General features: G+C 71.6%; 15 protein-coding genes. 8 read left to right on the plus strand and 7 right to left on the minus strand.

Annotated features, from left to right (window positions below; genetic code table 11):
- Positions 1–147: 147 nt before the first annotated feature.
- Both ACS3YM_RS17270 and ACS3YM_RS17275 read left to right on the plus strand, forming a co-directional pair.
- Positions 148–1284, plus strand: coding sequence for a lipid II:glycine glycyltransferase FemX (locus tag ACS3YM_RS17270; RefSeq protein ID WP_439937670.1), 1137 nt, complete (start codon positions 148–150; stop codon positions 1282–1284).
- Positions 1281–2363, plus strand: coding sequence for an alanine racemase (locus tag ACS3YM_RS17275; RefSeq protein WP_439937671.1), 1083 nt, complete (start codon positions 1281–1283; stop codon positions 2361–2363). Before ACS3YM_RS17270 ends, ACS3YM_RS17275 begins: the two co-directional genes overlap by 4 nt.
- Here the strand turns inward: ACS3YM_RS17275 and ACS3YM_RS17280 are convergent.
- Together ACS3YM_RS17280 and ACS3YM_RS17285 are read right to left on the minus strand one after the other, a co-directional pair.
- Complete coding sequence (locus tag ACS3YM_RS17280) at positions 2274–3509, minus strand: hypothetical protein (protein WP_439937672.1); 1236 nt, start codon at positions 3507–3509, stop codon at positions 2274–2276. The two genes, ACS3YM_RS17275 and ACS3YM_RS17280, sit on opposite strands and share 90 nt — an antisense overlap.
- 8 nt (positions 3510–3517) lie before the next feature.
- A complete protein-coding gene (locus ACS3YM_RS17285) occupies positions 3518–5827 on the minus strand; it encodes a transglycosylase domain-containing protein (RefSeq protein WP_439937673.1) in 2310 nt (769 codons plus the stop codon).
- 73 nt (positions 5828–5900) lie between these two features.
- Here ACS3YM_RS17285 and ACS3YM_RS17290 point away from each other — a divergent pair, with 73 nt between their 5' ends.
- The gene (locus ACS3YM_RS17290) at positions 5901–6518 is read left to right on the plus strand and encodes a PadR family transcriptional regulator (RefSeq protein WP_439937674.1); all 618 of its coding nucleotides are present in this window, start codon (positions 5901–5903) and stop codon (positions 6516–6518) included.
- Positions 6519–6565: 47 nt separating this feature from the next.
- Positions 6566–7651: an inositol-3-phosphate synthase gene (locus ACS3YM_RS17295; RefSeq protein ID WP_439937675.1), complete on the plus strand. Its 1086-nt coding sequence runs from the start codon at positions 6566–6568 to the stop codon at positions 7649–7651.
- A gap of 94 nt (positions 7652–7745) precedes the next feature.
- Here the strand turns inward: ACS3YM_RS17295 and ACS3YM_RS17300 are convergent, their stop codons facing one another.
- A complete protein-coding gene (locus ACS3YM_RS17300; protein ID WP_439937676.1) occupies positions 7746–8309 on the minus strand; it encodes a TetR/AcrR family transcriptional regulator in 564 nt (187 codons plus the stop codon).
- 79 nt (positions 8310–8388) lie between these two features.
- Between ACS3YM_RS17300 and ACS3YM_RS17305 the strand changes: the two genes are divergently transcribed.
- Entirely contained in the window at positions 8389–9066 is a 678-nt protein-coding gene (locus ACS3YM_RS17305) for an NADPH-dependent F420 reductase (RefSeq protein ID WP_439937677.1), read from the plus strand.
- A 118-nt stretch (positions 9067–9184) separates the two neighbouring features.
- On the plus strand, positions 9185–12955 hold the full coding sequence (locus ACS3YM_RS17310) for a PKD domain-containing protein (protein ID WP_439937678.1): 3771 nt from the start codon (positions 9185–9187) through the stop codon (positions 12953–12955).
- 72 nt (positions 12956–13027) lie between these two features.
- Here the strand turns inward: ACS3YM_RS17310 and ACS3YM_RS17315 are convergent, their stop codons facing one another.
- The 4 genes from ACS3YM_RS17315 to ACS3YM_RS17330 all read right to left on the minus strand — a co-directional run bounded on the left by ACS3YM_RS17315 (position 13028) and on the right by ACS3YM_RS17330 (position 17144).
- Entirely contained in the window at positions 13028–13780 is a 753-nt protein-coding gene (locus ACS3YM_RS17315) for a sterol desaturase family protein (protein ID WP_439937679.1), read from the minus strand.
- Positions 13777–14499, minus strand: coding sequence for a FadR/GntR family transcriptional regulator (locus ACS3YM_RS17320; RefSeq protein WP_439937680.1), 723 nt, complete (start codon positions 14497–14499; stop codon positions 13777–13779). The genes ACS3YM_RS17315 and ACS3YM_RS17320 overlap by 4 nt, the downstream gene beginning before the upstream one ends.
- Before the next feature lie 154 nt (positions 14500–14653).
- Positions 14654–15574: a mechanosensitive ion channel family protein gene (locus tag ACS3YM_RS17325; RefSeq protein WP_439937681.1), complete on the minus strand. Its 921-nt coding sequence runs from the start codon at positions 15572–15574 to the stop codon at positions 14654–14656.
- A 103-nt stretch (positions 15575–15677) separates the two neighbouring features.
- On the minus strand, positions 15678–17144 hold the full coding sequence (locus ACS3YM_RS17330) for a CCA tRNA nucleotidyltransferase (protein ID WP_439937682.1): 1467 nt from the start codon (positions 17142–17144) through the stop codon (positions 15678–15680).
- Positions 17145–17197: 53 nt separating this feature from the next.
- On the opposite strand from ACS3YM_RS17330, the gene ACS3YM_RS17335 reads away from it, so the two are divergent.
- Together ACS3YM_RS17335 and murJ are read left to right on the plus strand one after the other, a co-directional pair.
- Positions 17198–19414: a DUF6049 family protein gene (locus ACS3YM_RS17335; protein WP_439937683.1), complete on the plus strand. Its 2217-nt coding sequence runs from the start codon at positions 17198–17200 to the stop codon at positions 19412–19414.
- Positions 19411–21048: a murein biosynthesis integral membrane protein MurJ gene (gene murJ / locus ACS3YM_RS17340; RefSeq protein WP_439937684.1), complete on the plus strand. Its 1638-nt coding sequence runs from the start codon at positions 19411–19413 to the stop codon at positions 21046–21048. Before ACS3YM_RS17335 ends, murJ begins: the two co-directional genes overlap by 4 nt.
- The last annotated feature ends 17 nt before the right edge of the window (positions 21049–21065 follow it).

Consider the following 21065-nt stretch of genomic DNA (forward strand, 5'->3'; position numbering starts at 1 on the left):
TCTTGAGGATCTCTTGATCCGTTCAAGAAAAACTTGTCAAGAAACCTCTGACAACGGCGCAACCAAACGCGGCCGTCCTACGTCTGTATGCACGGAGGGACCAGACACGTACGGGGGTCGTGTCTGGTCCCTTGTAGCCTCTCCGGAGTGACGAACCCCCTGACGCTCCGCCCGATCTCCGCGCAGGAGCACCGCGACTTCATCGCCGGACGGTCGTCGGCCAGCTTCCTCCAGACCCCTGGCTGGGCCACCGTGAAGTCGGACTGGAAGGCCGAGTCGATCGGCTGGTTCCGTGGCGCCGAGCTCGTGGGTGCCGGGCTGGTCCTCTACCGCCAGCTGCCGAAGGTCAGGCGCTACCTCGCCTACCTGCCCGAGGGCCCGGTGATCGACTGGGCCGGTGACGACCTCGAGTCCTGGCTGGCACCGATGGTCGCCCACCTCAAGGAGCAGGGCGCCTTCGCGGTCCGGATGGGTCCGCCGGTCGTCACCCGCCGGTGGAGCGCCGAGCAGGTCAAGGCCGGCATCGCCGACGAGTCGGTGCGGCGCCTCGGCGACGTACCTCCCCTCGAGCGCACGCAGGACGGCGCGCGCGTCATCGCGCAGCTGCACGAGCTGGGCTGGCAGCAGCAGTCGGCCGAGGGCGGATTCTCGGCCGGCCAGCCGCAGTTCAACTTCCAGATCCCGCTCGTCGACGACGAGGGCGCGCCGCGCACCGAGGACGACGTCCTCAAGGGGATGAACCAGCTGTGGCGCCGCAACATCAAGAAGGCGGACAAGTCGGGTCTTGAGGTCACCCTGGGCGAGCGCACCGACCTCAAGGCCTTCCACGACCTCTACGCCCACACCGCGGAGCGCGACCACTTCACGCCGCGGCCGCTCTCCTACTTCGAGACGATGTACGACGCGCTGCACGCCGAGGACCCCGACCGGATCCAGCTGTGGCTGGGCCGGCACGAGGGCGACCTGGTCGCGGCCACGATCGCGATCCGGGTCGGCACCCACGCGTGGTACTCCTACGGCGCCTCGTCCACCGACAAGCGCGAGGTGCGCGGGTCCAACGGCGTCCAGTGGGCGATGATCCGGCACGCGCTCGACGCCGGCGCTGAGGTCTACGACCTGCGCGGCATCACCGAGACCCTCGACTCCGACGACCCGCACGTGGGGCTCATCCAGTTCAAGGTCGGCACCGGCGGCCAGGCCGTGGAGTACGCCGGCGAGTGGGACCTGCCCCTCAACCGGGCGATCTACAAGGCGTTCCAGCTCTACCTCGCGAGGCGAGGATGAGCCTCACCCTGTCGGTCGACGGTGACCGCTGGCGCGCCCACCTCCTCGCCACGGTGCGCGCGAGCCCGGGCATCGTGCCGGTCGCCAAGGGCAACGGCTACGGCTTCAGGCTCGGGCGGCTCGCGCGTCGGGCGCAGTGGCTCGCCGAGCACGCGGACGAGACCGGTGCGCGCCTCGACCTGCTGGCGGTCGGCACCTACGACGAGCTGGGGGAGGCGGCGTCCCGCTTCCACGGCGACCTGCTCGTGCTCACCCCGTGGCGCCCCTTCGGCGCGGCGCTCGAGCTCGACGCTCGGACGGCCTCGCGGGTCGTGCACACCGTCAGCCGCCCCGAGGACCTCACCGCGCTGCGCGAGCACGACCCGGACGCCTGGTTCGTCCTGGAGCAGCTCACGTCGATGCGCCGGCACGGCATGACGCGCCGCGAGCTCGCCGCGGCCGCCGACACCCTCGGCGGCGAGCGGCACAGCGGGCTGCGTGGCGTCGCCATGCACCTGCCGCTCAACACCACCTCCCACCTCGGTGAGGTGAGTCGGCTGATCAACGACGTCGTCGCCTCGGGCCTGCCGACCCGCACCGTCTTCGTCTCCCACCTCACGCACCGCGAGCTCGCGCAGCTGGGCAGCAGCTACCCCGACTTCACCGTGCGCCCGCGCATCGGCACCGACCTGTGGCTCGGCGACCGCGGTGCCCTCACGGTGACCGCGACGGTGCTCGACGTGCACGACGTGGAGCGCGGCGAGATCTTCGGCTACCGCGGCCGTACGGCGCCCAAGGGCGGGCACGTCGTCGTGGTCAGCGGCGGCACCGCGCACGGCATCGGCCTGGAGGCGCCGACCGGCGACCAGTCGCTCAAGGCGCGCGCCGCGACCCTGGCCCGCGGCGGCCTCGACGCGGTCGGCTTCGTCCGCTCGCCGTTCTCCATCGACGGCAAGCAGCGGCTCTTCGCCGAGCCGCCGCACATGCAGGCCTCGATGCTGTTCCTGCCCTCAGGGGCGCGCGTCCCCCGCGTCGGTGAGGAGATCGACGTCCGCGTCCGCTTCACCGCCACCGACTTCGACCGCGTCGTCGTCGGCTGAGCGCAGCACCGCCACGACGAGCCACACCAGGCCCGCCACCCGCAGCACGATCGCCAGCCAGTAGGCCCGGGTGTCGTCGGCGACCGTCGGCACCAGCGCCTCGCCGAGGTACCACCCGGTGAGGACCCAGCTGACCAGGTGCAGGCCCTGCCAGACCAGCAGGTCGCGCCAGCGGCGTACGGCGATCGCGGCCAGCGGCAGGAGCACGAGCGCGAGCTCCGGCGGGGCCGACGGCGCCACGACGAGCGCCGCCGCGAGCATGACCAGCCCGGCCCGCGCGCTCGTCAGGGGCGTCGGCCGGCCGGACCTCCGGAGGAGCCACCCCACCGCCGCCGCCGCGAGGGCCAGGACGGCGAGCTGGACGACCCACCGCGCCGTGCGCGGTGCGCCGACACCGGCCTGCTGGAGGAGCAGCCAGACCGACCCGACGTCCGGCTCCTGGACCCGGGCCCGGCCCGGGAGGGTGACGACGACGTACGCCGCCGCTGCCGCGAGCAGGGCGTCGACCCGGTCGCGCCACCGTCCGCCGACGGCCACCACGCCGAGCAGCGCCGCGACCACCGGCAGCGCGAACGCGGCTCCGACGCCGGCGCCCACCCCGGCCAGCCAGCTGCGGCCGGTGGTCCAGCCCCACAGCAGCACGGCGACGCCCACGGCGGCGACCAGCTCCCAGGAGAGCCAGTGCACGAGGAGGAGGGGCCCCAGCGCCCATCCCGCGGCGGCCCAGGGCCGGCGCTCGTCGACGCGGACGAGCAGTGCGGTGGCCAGCAGCGCGAGCGCGCCGAGCAGCACCGCGAGGACGGCGGTGGTGGCGACGGTGCCCGATCCGGGGAACAGCCCCGCCAGGCGCTCCAGCCAGGTCGTGACGTGCGGCGGGGTGCCGGTGCCGGCGGCGGCCCCGGCGAGGCCGGTCCAGCAGAGCTCGGCGTAGGGCTGCGTCTCCTTGCTCCACCCGGACGGGACGCACGCGCCCTTGCTGAGCATGCCGCCGGCGAGGACGATGCCGGTGGCGCCCAGCAGCACCCGCGTGGCGTTCCACCAGCGATGGCCGCCTGCGTGCTCACCCAGCGGCCCCCCGACGACCGCGGACATCGTCGCGGCCACCGGGTCGGTGCGGGTGGGTGACTCCGGCTCGAGGTGGTCCACCGGAAGGCTCAGGGTCGGGTGTCGACGGTCTGCCGGGGCTGGATGCGACCGGCCGGTGTCGTGGGACTCTCGGTGGGCGGCGGAGGCGGCGGCGCTGGGGTGGTCGGCGGAGCCGGCGGCGGCACCGGGGTGGTCGGGGTCTCCGTCGGGATCGGCGTCTCGGTGGGGACGGGCGTCTCCGTCGGCGTCTCCGTGGGCGTCTCGGTCGGCACGCCACCGGTCTCGGTCTGGGTGGGGGTCGGCTTCGGCGGCTTGGTGGGCTGCGGCGGCGGGGGCGGGGGCGGGGTGTACTCGTGGCCGTCCTCGGGCGCGTCGCCGTCGACCATGGCCGGCTCCGGGAAGTCCTCGACCTCCATCCCGTCCATGACGCGCTGCATGATGCCGGTCCAGGTCTGGGCCGGGTAGACCGCACCGAAGTAGGACGGCAGCCACTCGTCGAGGCGGTCGTCGCCGTCGCCGCGGACGTACATCACCGCGGTGGCCATCTGGGGCGTGTAGCCGGCGAACCACGACGACGACACGAACTCCTCGGCGCCACCGGTCGCGGTGCCCGTCTTGCCTGCGGCGGGGCGGCCGAGCTCGAGGGCGGCCTGGCCGGTGCCGTTCTGCACGATCTGCTGCATGACGTAGGAGGTGTCGGAGGCGATGTCCTCGCTCACCGCCTCGCGCGTCTTGCCCTTCCACTCGTAGAGGGTCTCGCCGCTCTTGTCGACGACCTTCTGCACCACGTGCGCGTCGGCGCGCTGGCCGCCGTTGGCGATCGTCGCGTAGGCGTTGGCCATGTTGATCGGGCTGACCCGTCCCTTGCCCAGGGTGATCAGGGTGTCGTCGGGCGTGAAGTCGACGGACTTGTCCGGGATGCCGGGGAACTTCTTCGACGGCACCTCGCCGGGGATGCCGAGCGCGCGCGCCATGTCGTAGATGGCCTGCGGCCCGTCGTCCATCGAGTCGGACATGTCGACGAAGGCGGTGTTGATCGACTCCTCGCCGGCGGTGACCAGGCTGACCGCCGAGCCGTAGTCGTTGCCGAGGCCGTCGCTGCCGGTGCCCTCGTTGCGCACCTCGGTGCCGTCGGGGAACTCGAAGGGCGAGTTGCCCTCGAAGGTGTCGTCGAGCGAGAAGCCCTGCTTGATCGCCGCCGCCACGGTGAGCGGCTTGATCGTCGAGCCCGCCATCCCGCCGGTCGCGGCCCAGTTGATCTGCGACTCGAGGTAGTCCTGACCGCCGTAGAAGCCGCGGACCGCGCCGGTGCCGACCTCGATGGTCGCCGCGCCGATGTGCAGCTGCTTGTCGCCGAAGCCCTCGGGCTTCTCGGCGAGCACGCCCTCCTCGACGTCCTTCATGACCTCGGGGTCGAACGTGGTGGTGATGCGCAGGCCGCCGCCGTCGATCTCCTCCTCGGAGGCGATGCCGCGGGCGAGCAGCTCCTTCTTGACCAGGGCGAGCATGTGGCCCTTCTGACCCCCGAACTGGCTCTGGGCCGCGACCTTGGGGAACTTCGGCAGCCGCTTGAGCGCCTGGTCGCGCTCCTCGGTCGTGATGGTGCCCATCTCGGCCATGCCGTCGAGGACGTACTCGTAGCGGACCTTGAGGTCCTCCCTGGCCTCCTTGCCGTTGGCCGGGTCGTACTTCGTCGGGTTGTTGAGCACCGTCGCCAGCACGGCGGACTCGCGAAGGCTGAGCTCGCTCGCCGGGTGCGCGAAGTAGGCCTTGGACGCGGCCTGGATGCCGTAGGCGCCGCGACCGAAGTAGATGGTGTTGAGGTAGCCCTCGAGGACCTCGGACTTGCTGAGCTGCTGCTGGATCTTGAGCGAGACGACCGCTTCCTTGATCTTGCGCTTGTAGCTCTGCTCGCTGGTCAGGTAGAGGATCTTGACGTACTGCTGGGTGATCGTCGACGCGCCCTGGCGCGCGTTGCCACGGGCGTTGGAGAACAGCGCGCGCAGGATGCCCTTGGGGTCGATTCCCTTGTCGGTCCAGAAGGTCTGGTTCTCCGCGGCGACCACGGCGTCCTGCATCGTCTGCGGCATCTCGGCGAGCGGGATCGACTCCCGGTTCTGGTCCTCGTAGTAGGTGCCGAGCTGCTGCTTGCCGTCCTTGTAGTAGACGAAGGTCGTCTGCGCCTGGAAGGCGGAGTTGGGCGTCGGGATGCTGATCGCCTGGTAGAGCACGACGACGACGCCGGCCAGGACGAGGGCGCCGACGACCCCGACGATCGCCAGGACCTTCGCGACCTTGGCCGCGCGCTGCTTCGGCGTACGCCGGGGCTGGGGCTTTCGGGTCTGAGCCGGACCGGTGGCCCTCCGCTTCGCACTCACGCGGCACAGGGTACGGGGAGTCACGTGGCAACCTTGATTCGTCACACGCGGATATATCGGTACGATAGGTCGTATGGCACGTCGTGGTGACACCATCGAGCTCGCAGTCCTCGGACTGCTGCACGAGGGACCCATGCACGGCTACGAGCTGCGCAAGCGGCTCAACCTGATGCTCGGGTGGGGACGGGTGCTGTCCTACGGCTCGCTCTACCCCGCGTTGAAGAAGATGCTGCGCGCCAACCTCATCACCGAGGTCGCCGCCACCACCTCGCCGACCAGCCGTCGTCCCCGCATCACCTACGAGGTGACCGAGAGCGGCAACGAGCACTTCCACCGGCTCATGTCCGAGGTCGGACCCACGGCCTGGGAGGACGACAACTTCGACATCCGGTTCGCGTTCTTCTCCTCCACCGACATGGAGATCCGCCTCCGCGTCCTGGAGGGCCGCCGCTCGCGGCTGCAGGAGCGGCTCGCACGGGTGCAGGGCGAGCTCGAGCGCACCCAGGCCGAGGTCAACCGCTACGCCGCGGAGCTGCAGCGCCACGGCGTGGAGTCGGTCGAGCGCGAGGTCAGGTGGCTCTCGGACCTGATCCGGGCCGAGCGTGGCAACGAGGCCGCACCGGCTCCCTCGCCCGCAGCACCACCCGCCGCACGGGCCGCCGGTCCCGGCATCCCGGCCACGAACGAATGACCACCACCACGTCCACGAGCACGACCAGCAATGAGAAGGAGAGCCCCATGGGTTCGGTACGAGTAGGGATCGTCGGAGTCGGCAACTGCGCCACCTCTCTGATCCAGGGCGTTGAGTACTACAAGGACGCGGACCCGACCGGGACCGTCCCTGGGCTCATGCACGTCGTCTTCGGTGACTACCACGTCAAGGACGTCCAGTTCGTGGTCGCCTTCGACGTCGACGACAAGAAGGTCGGCAAGGACCTGTCCGAGGCCATCAACGCCTCGGAGAACAACACCATCAAGATCGCCGACGTCCCGACGCTCGGCGTCGAGGTCAAGCGCGGCCCCACGCTCGACGGCCTCGGCAAGTACTACCGCCAGACGATCGAGGAGTCGGGCGCCGAGCCGGTCGACGTCGTCCAGGCGCTCAAGGACGCGGAGGTCGACGTCCTCGTGTCCTACCTCCCGGTGGGCTCGGAGGAGGCCGACAAGTTCTACGCCCAGTGCGCCATCGACGCCGGCGTGGCCTTCGTCAACGCGCTGCCCGTCTTCATCGCCTCCGACCCGGTGTGGGCCAAGAAGTTCGAGGACGCCGGCGTCCCGATCGTCGGCGACGACATCAAGAGCCAGGTCGGCGCCACCATCACCCACCGCGTGATGGCCAAGCTGTTCGAGGACCGCGGTGTCGCGCTGGACCGCACCTACCAGCTCAACGTCGGCGGCAACATGGACTTCAAGAACATGCTCGAGCGCGAGCGCCTGGAGTCCAAGAAGGTCTCCAAGACCCAGGCCGTGACCTCCAACCTCGAGGGCTCGCTCGCCAACGTGGGCGCCGACGACCGCAACGTCCACATCGGCCCGTCCGACTACGTCGCGTGGCTCGACGACCGGAAGTGGGCCTACGTCCGCCTCGAGGGTCGTGCCTTCGGTGACGTCCCCCTCAACCTCGAGTACAAGCTCGAGGTCTGGGACTCCCCCAACTCGGCCGGCATCATCATCGACGCGGTGCGCGCCGCGAAGATCGCCAAGGACCGGGGCATCGGTGGCCCGATCATCGCCGCCTCGACCTACCTGATGAAGTCCCCGCCCGTGCAGATGCCCGACGACATCGGTCGCGCGGAGCTCGAGAAGTTCATCAAGGGCGAGTGATCGTCCCGCGCTGAGGCGCGCACGCCCATCGGCCACGCAGGTCCCGTCCCGGACCTGCGTGGCCGATGTCGTTCCCGGGCGTGGCGCCGCCCGTTCAGCCGGTGTGGGCGTCGACCAGGAGGCGTGCTGTCTCCTTGGCCCGGGCGGGCGCGTCGGGCGAGGCGGACAAGGCGCCGTCGGACAGCCCGCCGTCGAGCAGGAGCGTGAGCGAGCGGGCGAGGCCTTGCGGGTCGGCCGCGCCCGCGCGCTCGGCGAGGTCGGTCACCCAGGTCCGTACGGCGTCCTTGTGGGCCACCGTGCGCTCGTGCACCGGCGTCCCCGGGACGGACTCCGCCGCCGCGTTGATGAAGGCGCACCCGCGATAGCCCTCGCGCCGGCAGGCCGTGGTCAGCGCGTCGAACAGGCCCACCAGCTGCTCGGCCGGGTCTTCGCCTGCGGCCTCGGCCGCCGCGCGCAGCTGCCCGCTCCAGATGCCGTCGACCTTGTCGAGGTAGGCCAGGACGAGCTCGTCCTTGGCCGGGAAGTGGCGGTAGAAGGTCGCCTTGGCGACCCCGGACTCGGCGATGATCAGGTCGACCCCGACGGCGCGGATCCCCCGGGCGTAGAACAGCGCGAACGCGGTCTCGAGGATGCGTTCACGAGCGGAGGGAGCGGCCATGCCCTTGATTGTAGACAGACCTGTCTGCTAGCGTCCATCCAGCAGACAGACCTGTCTCTCTACCCAGGAGCACCTTCACATGGACATCGCAGTACTCGGCACCGGCATGGTCGGCCAGGCACTCGCCTCCGGCCTCGCACGCCTGGGCCACACCGTCACGGTCGGCACGCGCGACCCCGAGGCGACCCGCGCGCGCACCGAGCCCGACGCCATGGGCACCCCGCCCTTCGCCGCGTGGCACGCCGACCACGGCGACATCGCCCTGGCGACGTACGCCGACGCGACCAAGGGGGCCGAGCTGGTCGTGCTGGCCGGCAACGGCGCCGCCGCCCTCGACATGCTCGCCGCCGCCGGGTCCGACAACCTCGCCGGCACGGTGCTGATCGACATCTCCAACCCGCTCGACTTCTCCGCGGGCTTCCCGCCCACCCTCTTCGTCAAGGACACCGACTCCCTCGGGGAGCAGATCCAGGCGGCCTTCCCCGAGACCCGGGTGGTGAAGACGCTCAACACCCTCACCGCGCCGCTGATGGTGGACCCGGGCCTCCTCGGCGAGGCGACGACCGTCTTCGTCTCCGGGGACGACGCGGCCGCCAAGGCCACGGTGACCGAGATCCTCACCGGGTTCGGGCACCAGGACGTGATCGACCTCGGTGGCATCGAGACCGCCCGGGGCACCGAGATGCTGCTGCCGCTGTGGCTGCGCACGATGGGAGCGCTCGGCACGGGGATGTTCAACATCAAGGTCGTGCGCTGACGGCAGGCGTGGCCCCGCCGCCCGGCGCGGGGCCACGCCTGCGTAACTTCCGGCTCCAACCCGTCGTTTCCCGGTCACCGACGCGCCCCCGAACGCGTCCCCGTCACCGAGGAACCCGATGTCCCGATCCCGACGGCTCGCGGCCACCACTGCCGCCACCGCCCTCCTCGCCGGCCTGCTGACCGTCACCACGGTCGCCACTGCCGGCTCCGCCCAGGCATCAGGTGCCCCCGGCGCCGCTGCCCCGTCCGCCGCCGTCGTGTCCGAGGGGACCGTCGGCGGCCTCGAGGTGGAGAACTCCTTCGTCTCCGCCGTCGGCTGGGTCAAGCCCGGCGAGACCTACCCCTCGCGCATCATCGTGCGCAACCCGGCCGCGACCCCGGTCGCCGCGGTCCGCGTGGTCGTCACCGCTCCGGTGGGCTCCACCATCACGCAGGCGAAGCCTCCGACCGGGACGACCGGGACGCTCGGCACGAGCGGGGGCCGGACCTACACCTGGGACGTGCCGGCCGTAGCGCCGGAGAGCACGGTCACGCTGGTGCTCGAGAGCGCGGCCGCGACCACCGCACAGCTCTCGACCATCGTCTGGCGCGACCTCTCGACCACGGCCCAGGTCACCGTCGGGACCGCCTCGCAGACGCTGACCAGCCACGGGCCCAAGGTCATCCCGCCGGCCTCCGAGTACGAGACGGCCCGCTACGGCGACCGTCCGTTCCCGGTCGTGCCGGTGCAGTACCGCGACCGCGCCTACAAGGCGCACGACCGCACGCTCGACGAGGTCATCAACGATCCCTCCTACGAGGGTTCCACGTTCAACCTCTTCCAGGAGATGAGCCTCGGCCAGCTCTACCCGGAGGGCACCGTGCCGTCCGCGGGGATCGGCTCCGCCGACTTCACCTACGCCCCGGGCTTCCCGTTCAGCCAGGTCCAGACGTCGTCCCCCCAGACCTGCCACGGCGCGACCCAGACCACGACGCCAGTGGGCTCCGTCCCTGCTCCCGGCACCGTCGGAGGTGCGGCCTACACCGAGCGGATCACCGACGGCGTCTACAACCTGCCCGGCCAGACCGAGTACTACGGCTCCGACGCCAACGGCAGCGCCCTGACGGGAGCCGTCGCCGGAGTGGGCGCGCTGCAGGCCATCGACTCCGGGTGCGGCCCGGCCGGCAAGCTCGTCTACGACGCAGCCGCCATCGCCGACCCCGAGATCGACTACTCGGACTACGACACCGACAAGGACGGCGTGGTCGACTTCTTCATGGCCGTCTTCGCCGGGTGCGGTGGCAACGGCTCGTCGCAGCTCAGCACCCCGACCGATGCCGCCGGAGCCTGCCCCTACGACAACGTCACCTACGACAACGTGTGGCCGCACTCGTCGAGCCTGGAGTTCTACTACTCCGACCCCGTGACCAAGCTGCCCGGCTTCACGACCGACGACCAGCTCGAGGACCTCGAGGGCCGGCCGCTCTGGTACACCGACGCGACCTACTCCGAGATGACGACGACGCCGGGCACCGACGCCCTCAAGGTCTTCGTCCGCGTCGGCCCCTACAACGTGAACCCCGAGACCGCGATCGACGCGGCCAGCGTCATCTCGCACGAGTACGGCCACTCGCTCGGCCTGCCCGACTTCTACTCCACCGGCAGCCGCGAGACCTATGGCGACTGGAACCTGATGGCGACCGACAAGTCGCACAACATCGACGCCTACGGCCGCCAGGAGCTCGGCTGGGTCGTCCCGGAGGTGCTCGACTCCGACCGCACCGAGACCGGGATCACCGACTCCAAGCAGGACACCGACTCGATCACCTGGCAGCGCCCGGACGGCACGGCGTACACCCTCACCGAGGGCCTGGACGGCGTCGGGCGTGTGCAGAACTCGCAGATGTACGTCGCCAAGCTGCCGGGCCGCATCCTGCTGGACCCGGCGAAGTTCGAGACCGGTGACAAGGCGAGCGCCACCCACACCTGGTGGTCGCGCTCCGGCAACGACTTCGGGTGCGCGAAGGACCCCGGCAAGGGCCACAACTTCGACCTCGCCATCCCGGAGGTCGCCCAGCTGCCGGCCGGCACGACCCTGAGCCTGGACTTCAAGTCGATGTGGGACATCGAGTGGGACTACGACTACGGCTTCGTCCTGACGTCGGTCGACGGCGGCAAGAACTTCGCCTCCAACCCCTCGGAGAACGGCTACACCACCTCCAACACCGACCCGCTGGCCGGCAACCCGAACCAGAACGGCTGCCAGTCGGCCTACGACAACGGGATCACCGGCACGTCCGGGTCCTACGACGCGCAGACCCAGGCCGTGGACCGCAAGGCGGGCAACACCCCGCCGATGGTCTACCTCGCCGACAGCTACGACATCTCCGAGCTCGCCGGGGCCGCCAGCCCGGTGCTGCGCTTCAGCTACGCCACCGACCCCGGTCTGGCCCGGCCCGGCTGGTTCATCGATGACGTCGAGATCACCGCGACCCTGCCGGACGGCAGCACCCGGAAGATCTACGCGACGGACTTCGAGTCGAGCGGCTCGCCCGAGGACCCGCGCATCTTCAACGGCGGCTGCCGGGCCGACGGCCCCGGTGCCGGGTGCACCCAGGGATGGCAGTACGTCGCGGCCGGCGCCGAAGGACCCTCGGACCACGCCTACTACATGGAGATGCGTGACCGGTCCGGCTTCGACCTCGACGGCAACGGCCAGGCCGACCGCGGCGCACCGGAGTTCGCGTCGGGCTTCTACACCGCGTACACCGACGAGGCCCACGGCTACGGCAACGCCGGCACCGACGACCCGCCGGCCCAGTCCCCGCTGGACAGCCAGCCCGAGCCGGGGAGCAGCACGCCGAACCTCGACGACGCGGCCTGGACCGACGCCTCGGGAGACTCTCGCTTCTCCGACGGTGGCGACGGCTGGACCGACAACTACGAAGACCCGAGCAGCGCCTCCGGCAACTGGGAGTTCGCCTACGACTGCCTGACCTTCGACGTCCTCGGGATGAGCGGCAACGGCGACGGCACGGTGGCCAACGAGGGGCCGCAGGCAGCCGACGGCGACCTGACCGGCACCGTCGCCTTCGACCTCGGCTTGGGCTGCGGCACCTTCGACTACGGCTACGGCGCCGAGCTGGCACCTGCGGCCAACACCGCGCCGGACGCCCGTGCCACGGCCACGCCGACGACGGGCGAGCCGGGGACACGGGTGAGGCTCGACGCCTCGGGCAGCACCGACGCCGAGACGCCCGGCAGCCTGACGTACTCGTGGGACTTCGGCAACGGAGGCACCACCAAGGACGCCACCGGCGCGGTGGCGGAGCACGTGTTCGGCAACGCCGGCACGTACGACGCCACGGTGACCGTCTCCGACGCCGGCGGTCTCACCGACACCGCCACGGTGCGGATCACCGTCACCGAGCGCGGCACGACCGCACCGCCGACCACCACCCCACCGCCCACGACGGGCACGCCCGGTGCGGCGGGGCAGCCCACTGTCAGCACCACATCGGTGGCCCCGGCCGACCTCCCGCGCCGGCAGGCCTGCCAGGGGCGCGCCGTGGGCCACCTGGGCAGCTGGCGGGTCGTGGACGGTCGCGCCCCCGGAGGGTCGTACTGCGACAACGGCGGCACCCGGGCCGGTCGTGACGTGCTCCGGCTGGGCTTCGAGGGCGATGCGCTCGACATCGTGTTCGGTCGCGCGCGACGCGGCGGCAAGGCCGTGCTGTTCGTCGACGGTGAGCGCGTGGGAACGCTGTCCTTCGACGGCCGGCGCGCACGTCCGCGGCTCGACCGCCACGCCGTCATCCGCGGCCTCGGCACCGACGGGCCGCACCGGCTCCGGCTGGTCGTGAAGCGCGGCCGCGCCTTCGTCGAGGGCTTCCGCACCGCCCGCTGACTCGTTGTAACGCCGGGTTGGGCGCTGTACCCACCCCCCTGCATCAGGGTGGGTACAAGCACCAACCCGGCGTTACAGCGCTTCCGGGCCGCGCTCGGCCAGCCCGTGGAGGTCCTTGGCCGTGGCGCTCGTCGGCACGGCGGCGGGATCGGGGCAGGTGCCGAGGAGCCGGTCGCTCGTGCCCGACGTGGTCACCGAGAACCAGTAGTGCTCGTTCTTGTAGTGGTGCAGCCGGTGGTTGCGCCAGATCGCCTTGTAGGCCCTGGTCCTCGGCTTGTAGTCGGAGTGGATGACGTAGTGCGTCCACTCGTACACGAACAGCACGACCGCCAGCGTCACCACGAACGACAGCCGGGCGGGCAGGTCGGCGCCGAGCAGCGCGCCGACCGCGAGCGGGAGGGCGGTGCCGGGCAGCGCGATCACCCAGGCCAACGCCCGCCACGGGATGAAGACGAGGGGTACGTCGCGGGGGTCGGCGTGGTGGCGCCGGTGGTCGCGCGCCAGCAGGCTGTCCACCTCGACGCCGGCGACCCGGCGCGGGCGCCAGTGCAGGATGAACACGTGGATCAGCCACTCCACGACCGGGAACAGCGCCAGGAAGACGGCCGGGGCGAGCAGGTCGGTCCACGACCACTCCCCGACCACGACACGCGCGGCGACCGCGGCGAGGAGGTAGGCGGCGATCATCCACGGCGACGGGTAGCGCCAGAAGGCGCGGCCGGTCTCGACGAGGGTGACCTTCGGCCTGCGCGACAGCTCGCGCTCGGCGCCGGCCAGCCGCTGCTGGGCGAGGGCCTCGACGGCCTCGTCCGTCGTGTCGCTCATGACGGCGCCTGCATCGTCTCGATCGCGTCCACGAGGCTGGTCGTGGCGGTGCCGAGCAGGTCGTCCGCGCAGGCCCGGGCCCGCTCGGGATCACCGGCGGCCACCGCGTCCGTGAGCGCGACGTAGGCGTCGACCCGGTCCACCTCGGCGGCCATCAAGGGGGCCAGTGCCTCGATCAGCGGGACGTAGGCCGCCCGCATGCTGTTGAACATCAGCCGGAAGGTGATCGAGTCCGCACCCTCGACGAGGTGCTCCCAGAAGGTGAGCGCGACGTGTTGGCGGCGTACGCCGTCGTCGTCCGCCCGCAGCTCCTCCACGGCCTGCGCCAGGAGCCCGGCGACCTCCGGCCCACCCCGCGCCGCCGCCAGCTCGGCGATCTTGGGCCCGACGTGCGCCCGAGCCTCGAGGATGCTGCGCGCCACGGCGAGGTCGAGACCGCCGCGGGCCAGCAGGAGCCGCGGCAGCAGGTCGAGCCCGCCGAGGCGACGGAAGTCGCGCACCGTGGTCGAGTCGCCCTGGCGCACGTCGACGTAACCCGCGTGCGCCAGTCGCTGCAGGGCCTCGCGGACCGCCGGGCGCGACACGCCGAGCACCTCGGCCAGCCGTCGTTCGCTCGGCAACGGCTCCCCCGGCGCGAGCTCGCCGCCCAGCATCTCGTCGAGGAGCTGGTCGTAGACCTCGTCGGGGACCGAGCGGCGGGCGACAGGGGACAGCGGCATGCCCCGACGCTAAGACTGTTGGGATCAGTGGTCAAGTGGTCAGACCAATGCGAGCCTTCTTTCCCGGTAGTCCGCATCGAACAACGTGCACGGCCCAGCTCGGGACGCAGCCATTGATGCGGACTGTCCCGAGCTGGGCCGTGGCGGGTGGGCGTCAGAAGTCGCGTCGGTGTCCCGGGTCACCGGTGCCGACGTCGAACGGCTGGGTCCGCTCACCCGGCGGGTCCGCGAGCGGGCCGTCGCCGGTCGTGGAGCCGTAGCCGGTGCCGGTCGTGCTCGTGCTGGTCGTGCCGGTGGTGTAGCCCGCGGCGGTCGACGTGCTGCTCGTGCCGGTGCCGTTCCCGCTGGTCGGGTCACGGCGCTCCGCCTCGGACTTCGCACGGTCGACCCCGGTCTGGAAGTCGTCCTTCACCTGGCCGGCGTTGGCCCGCGCCTTGGTGTCGGCGTCGTTGAGCAGGCGAGCGGCGACGTCGCGGCCACCGAGGCCGAAGGCCAGCGCCAGCGCCAGCGCCATGGCGAACATGACGGCGCCGAAGGCGATGCGCACGATCTCGGGAGCGATCTGGAGCTGCTCGAGGATCATGAAGAAGGCGATCACCATCACGACGGCCGGGACCACCGAGGCGACCACCTTGCCGGTCGTGGTGTCACCCATGACGCGGGCGACGAGGCCACCCACAGCACCGGAGATGAGCGCGGCGACGACGAAGATGAGGATGGCCACGATCACGTTGGGCAGGTAGGCCAGCACCTTGTCCATGAAGTCCGTGGCAGCGGGGATGTCCAGCGCCCCCACCGCGGTGACGATGAAGAAGATGAAGATCAGCCAGAAGACGACCGCGGCGATGCCGGCGGCGATCGAGGCGCCGGGCAGGACGGCGTCGACGTACGACCCAGCCTTGTTGTCCTTGAGCCGACGGTCGACGCCGACCTTCTCCAGCAGCTTGGTGACCACCTTGGCGACGACCTTGGCGATGATGTAGCCGATCAGCAGGATCAGCAGGAAGCCCAGCAGGTTGGGCAGGAAGCCCACCACCTTGTCCAGGGCGTTCTCGAAACTGTTCTCCACGTCCACGGGACGCTCCTCTCAGAAGGGGCCGCTCCGGGGTCGCGACCTCGCGTCCCGTTACCCGTTCCGCACGAGGGAATGTGCCCGGCCACCCCTAAGGGGGGTCGCCTCACCCCTGGCGCGCCGCCCACCACGCGCGCAGCGCGGCCTCGGCCTCCTCGGCCGACTTCGGACCCTCGTCCATGCGCAGCTCGAGGAGGAACTTGTAGGCATCACCCACCTCGCGACCGGGGCCGATGCCGAGGACGGCCATGATCTGGTTGCCGTCGAGGTCGGGCCGGATGGCGGCGAGCTCCTCCTCCTCCGAGAGCCGCGCGATGCGCTCCTCGAGGGAGTCGTAGGTGCGGCGCAGGCGGTCGGCCTTGCGCTGGTTGCGGGTGGTGCAGTCGGCGCGGGTGAGGATGTGCAGCCGCTCGAGCTGGTCACCGGCGTCGCGGACGTAGCGTCGGACGGCGCTGTCGGTCCACTCGCCCGAGCCGTAGCCGTGGAAGCGCAGGTGCAGCTCCACCAGGGTGGCGACCGCGTCGATGTCGTGGTTGGAGAAGCGCAGCGCCTGCATCCGCTTGCGGGTGAGCTTGGCACCGACCACGTCGTGGTGGTGGAAGGTCACGATGCCGCCGGACTCGAAGCGCCGCGTCCTCGGCTTGCCGACGTCGTGCATCAGCGCCGCGAAGCGCGAGATGAAGTCGGGTCCGCTCGGCTGACCAGGAGGGGCGAGGCGGTGCTCGAGGTCGATCGACTGCTCGAGCACGGTGAGGGTGTGCTCGTAGACGTCCTTGTGGCGGTGGTGCTCGTCGCGCTCGAGGGCGAGCGCCGGCAGCTCCGGCAGGACGTACGCCGCCAGCCCGGTGTCGGTGAGCAGGGTGAGGCCGAGCCTGGGGTGGGGCGCGCAGACCAGCTTGACCAGCTCGTCGCGCACCCGCTCCGCGGAGATGATCTCGATCCGACCGGCCATCGCAGTCATGGCCTTGACCACCTCGGGCGCGACGGCGAAGCCGAGCTGGGCGGCGAACCGGGCCGCGCGCATCATCCGCAGCGGGTCGTCGGAGAAGGAGTCCTCCGGAGCGCCGGGCGTGCGCAGCACCCGCTCGGCCAGGTCGACGACGCCACCGAAGGGGTCGACGAACTCGCGGCTCGGCACCCGCACCGCCATCGAGTTCACCGTGAAGTCGCGCCGGCCCAGGTCGCCCTCGAGGGTGTCGCCGAAGTCGACGTCGGGCTTGCGCGAGGTCGGGTCGTAGGACTCGGAGCGGTAGGTGGTGATCTCGACCTGCCAGGGACCCTTGCGGCAGCCGATGGTGCCGAACGCGCGACCCATGTCCCACACGGCGTCGGCCCACCCCGACAGGAGGCGCTCGGTGGTCTCGGGCCGGGCCGAGGTGGTGAAGTCCAGGTCGTTCTGCAGGCGACCGATCATCGCGTCGCGCACGGGCCCGCCGACCAGGGCGAGCTCCTCGCCGGCCTCCGCGAAGCGGGCGCCGAGCTCGTCGATGACCGAGCCGATGCGCCTCAGCTCGGCGCCGACGCGGCTTTGGATCTCGACGATCGTGAGCGGGGGCAGGGCGGCGTCGGACACGACAGGCCATTCTACGTGCGAGCTCGCGACCTCCCTTCATCTAGAGTCGGGCCGTGCCCCGCCCGCCCGTGTTCCGCGCTGCCCTGGCGGGGCTCCTGACGCTCGGGTTCGCGTGCAGCGGGGCCCTCGTGCCGGCTGCCGCCACCCCGGCGGAGGACGCCGAGCCGCTGCTGGTGCACATCGACACGATCAGCCCGGCGCTCCCGCGCAGCGGCAACGTCGAGATCACCGGCACGGTCACCAACACCAGCGAGGAGACCTTCACGCGGGTCAACCTGCACGCCTTCTCCTCGCAGGCCCCGATCCTCGACTCCAACTCGCTGGCCGCCTCGGCGGTGATCGACCCCACTGCGTCCGTCGGGACGCGGGTCACCGTGCCCGGCACGTTCGACACGATCGACGAGCTGGTCCCCGGCGAGTCGGAGCCCTTCTCCGACTCCGTGCCGGTCGAGCTGCTCGGCACGTCCGGCCAGGCCGGCGTCTACTGGATCGGCATCCACGCGCTCGGGGACACGGCGACGGTGCCCCGCGACACGGTGGCCGACGGGCGCGCGCGCACCTTCATCCCCGCCCGACCCACCGGCGGCGAGACGCAGGAGGCCTCGGTCATCCTGTCGCTGCGCGGCCGGGTGTGGTTCGACGCCCAGGGACGGCTCGCCGGCACCGACCGGTGGGCGCGGCGACTGGCCGAGGGGGGCAGCCTCGACGGCGCCCTCGACATGGCCGAGTCGGCCGGCGCGGTGCCGTACAGCTGGCTGGTCGACCCCGCGGTCCTGCTGGCGCTCGCCCGGCTGGCCGCCGGCAACATGCCACGCAGCCTGGCCCCGGACCAGACTGTCCCGGGCCAGGAGCCCACGCCCACCGAGACCCCGACGGAGTCCACGACGGAGACCGTCACCCCGGAGTCGCTGACCCCCACCGCACCGGAGCCCACCGAGGCGCCCAGCGACGAGGACGCGGCGCTGGCCGCGGCGGCCTCGGCCTGGCTCGCCCGCTTCACCGCGCTGGTCGGCACGAACCCCGTCCTCACGCTCCCGTTCGGCGACATCGACGTCTCGGCGGCGGTGCGCAACGACAGGACGAGGTACGACCAGGCGCTGGCGCACAGCGTCGAGGTGATGGCCGCGCTCGGCCTCCCCAGCCGGCCGGCGGTCGCTCCCGAGAGCGACGTGCTCAGCCCCGAGGCGATCTCCGCGACAGCACCCGACACGGTCATCCTGCTCGGCGACAACGCCTTCGGGATCCCGCCGAGCAGTCCCACCTCGGTGGTCCGGCTGCTCGGCCACAAGGTGATCGTCACCAGCACCGGCGCGGAGGCCGGTGGTCCCGGCCCGACAGCGGCCAACGATCCGCTGGCGCTGCGCCAGCGGCTGCTCAGCGAGGCGGCGCTGCGCCTGGCCAACGACGACAGGGCCCCGCTCGTGGTCACCCTCCCCACTGTGTGGAGGGGTGAGGACGCCGCCGCCTTCTTCGCCGACCTCGAGCAGCCGTGGCTCGACCTCGTCCCCGCCGGTGAGGTCGCCGACCGCTCGGCGTCCGGGGTCAAGGCCGCCAACCTGGCCTACAACGAGTCCGACCGTGCCGCCGAGCTCGACGCCGGCAACTTCACCGCCGCCACCCGCGCGAGCGACGCCGCGGCCCTGCTCGAGCAGGTGCTCACCCTGCAGACCAGGCTCGAGGCGAGCGTCCGCGAGGAGGTGCTGGTCACCCTCTCCGAGCAGCACCGTGAGCGGCCCGGCCTGGCGCTGAAGGCGGCCGCGCGCATCGAGGAGTCCCTGCGCGACGAGCTGCGCAAGGTCCGGATCGAGGTGCCCCCGGCCGTGACCCTCTCCAGCGACTCCGGCAAGCTCGGGGCGACGCTGGTCAACGGCCTCGACCAGCCTGTCACCGTCCAGGTCAAGACGACCACCGACGGCCAGCTGGCCCTGTCCCTGGAGGGCGACTCGACCAGGAACCTCGGCCCGGATGCCCGCAGCGTGCTGCGCTACCGGGCCACCACCGACCAGCCGGGCGTGCACAACGTACGCCTGACCGTCACCAGCGCGGACGGGGTCGCGCTGGGCTCGGTCGGCGAGCTGCCGATCCGCGCGGCCCAGGTGAGCGCGCTGATCTGGATCGCGATGGCGGCCGGCGCGCTCGTCCTCTTCGGGATGATCGGCTACCGCCTGCCCGGTCAGATCCGGGCCCGGCGGGCCGAGCTCGCCGCACAGCACGAGGCGACCGACGCGACCGACGCGCCGGTGGGCCACCCGGTCCCGGAGGCGCAGTGAGCGAGCAGCGCATCCTGGCCTCCTCGGCCGTGATGGCCGCGGGCACGGTCTTCTCGCGCGCGTCGGGCTACGTCCGCGCCACGCTGCTGGTCGTCGCGCTGGGCTCCGGCCTGCGCGGCGACCTGTTCGCGATCGCCAACACGCTGCCCAACATGGTCTACATCCTGCTGGCCGGCGGTATCTTCAACGCGGTCCTGGTGCCGCAGCTCGTGCGCCGGATCAAGGAGGACGCCGACGGCGGCGACGCCTACGCGAGCCGCGTGATCACCTTGTCGGCGCTCTTCCTCGGCGCGGTGACCACGCTCCTGGTCGTGGCCGCCCCCCTGCTGCTGCAGCTCTACCTCGACGACCGCTACCTCGATCCCGACCGGGTCACCCAGCTGGAGACGATCGTCGACCTGACCCGCTGGTGCCTGCCGCAGGTCTTCTTCTACGGGATGTACGTCCTGGTCGGCCAGGTGCTCAACGCGCGCGGGCGGTTCGGCCCGATGATGTGGGCGCCGATCGCCAACAACGTGCTGTCGGTGCTGATGCTCGTGGCCTACCTGGTGTTCTTCGGGCCGACCGGTGACGGCGCGGCCCGCGCCGAGGCGCTCGGACGCAACCAGGAGGTGCTGCTCGGCCTAGGCTCGACGATCGGCATCGTCGCCCAGCTCCTCGTCCTCGTGCCCTACCTGCGGTCGTCCGGGTTCACCTACCGACCGCGGTTCGACTTCCGCGACCCCGAGCTGCGCCGGACGCTGTCGCTGGGTGTCTGGACCGTGCTGTTCGTCATCGTCACCCAGGCGGCGTACCTCGTCGTGGTCAAGCTCGCCTCGGGCGGCACGGTCGACGGCGGCAAGGGCACCGGCTACCTGGTCTACTCCAACAGCCTGCTGATCATGATGGTGCCGCACGCCATCGTGACCGTCTCGCTGGCGACCGCGATCCTGCCGCGGCTCTCGGCCTTCGCCCACGAGGGCCGGCTCGCCGACCTGGGCAGCACCGTCGGGTCGACGCTGCGCACCGCCCTCGCCCTCGTGCTCCCCTTCGCGGTGCTGCTGCCGATCACCGCTGGTGACGTCGCCGGCTTCGCCTTCGGCTGGGACAACCCCCGGGAGGCGGCTGCCTTCGCCCCGACCCTCGCCCTCTTCGGCCCGGGGCTGGTCTTCTTCACCGTCCACTACTTCATGCTGCGCGGCTTCTACGCCATGGAGATGACCCGGCTGGTCTTCTTCATCCAGGTCGCGGTCTCGCTCACCAACGTCGCCGTCGCCACCGCCCTGCTGCCGGTGCTGCCCCCCGAGCGGACGGCTCCGATGCTGGTCGTCGCCTACCTGACGTCGTACGCCGTGGGTGCGGTCGTGAGCTTCGTCCTCCTGCGCCGCACCGTGGGCGGCCTCGAGACCCCGCGGCTGCTCCGCTTCCTCGTGCGGATGGCCCTCGTGCTCGCGGTGGCCGGGACCGCCGCCTGGCTGGTCGAGCGCTCCCTGGCGGGACTCGGCGACTACCCCGGACCGTTCCCCTCGCTGCTGCGCGGCGGCCTGAGCGCCGCCGCCGGGATGGTGGTGGTGCTCGTGGGCGCCCGGCTGCTGCGGGTGCGCGAGGTCACCTCCCTGGTGGACACCGCCGCGGCGAGGCTGCGACGCGGCTGAGACTCCCTACGATGAGG

Origin of the sequence: Nocardioides sp. N13(2025) (assembly GCF_051912545.1) — a bacterium.
Taxonomy (GTDB): Bacteria; Actinomycetota; Actinomycetes; order Propionibacteriales; family Nocardioidaceae; genus Nocardioides.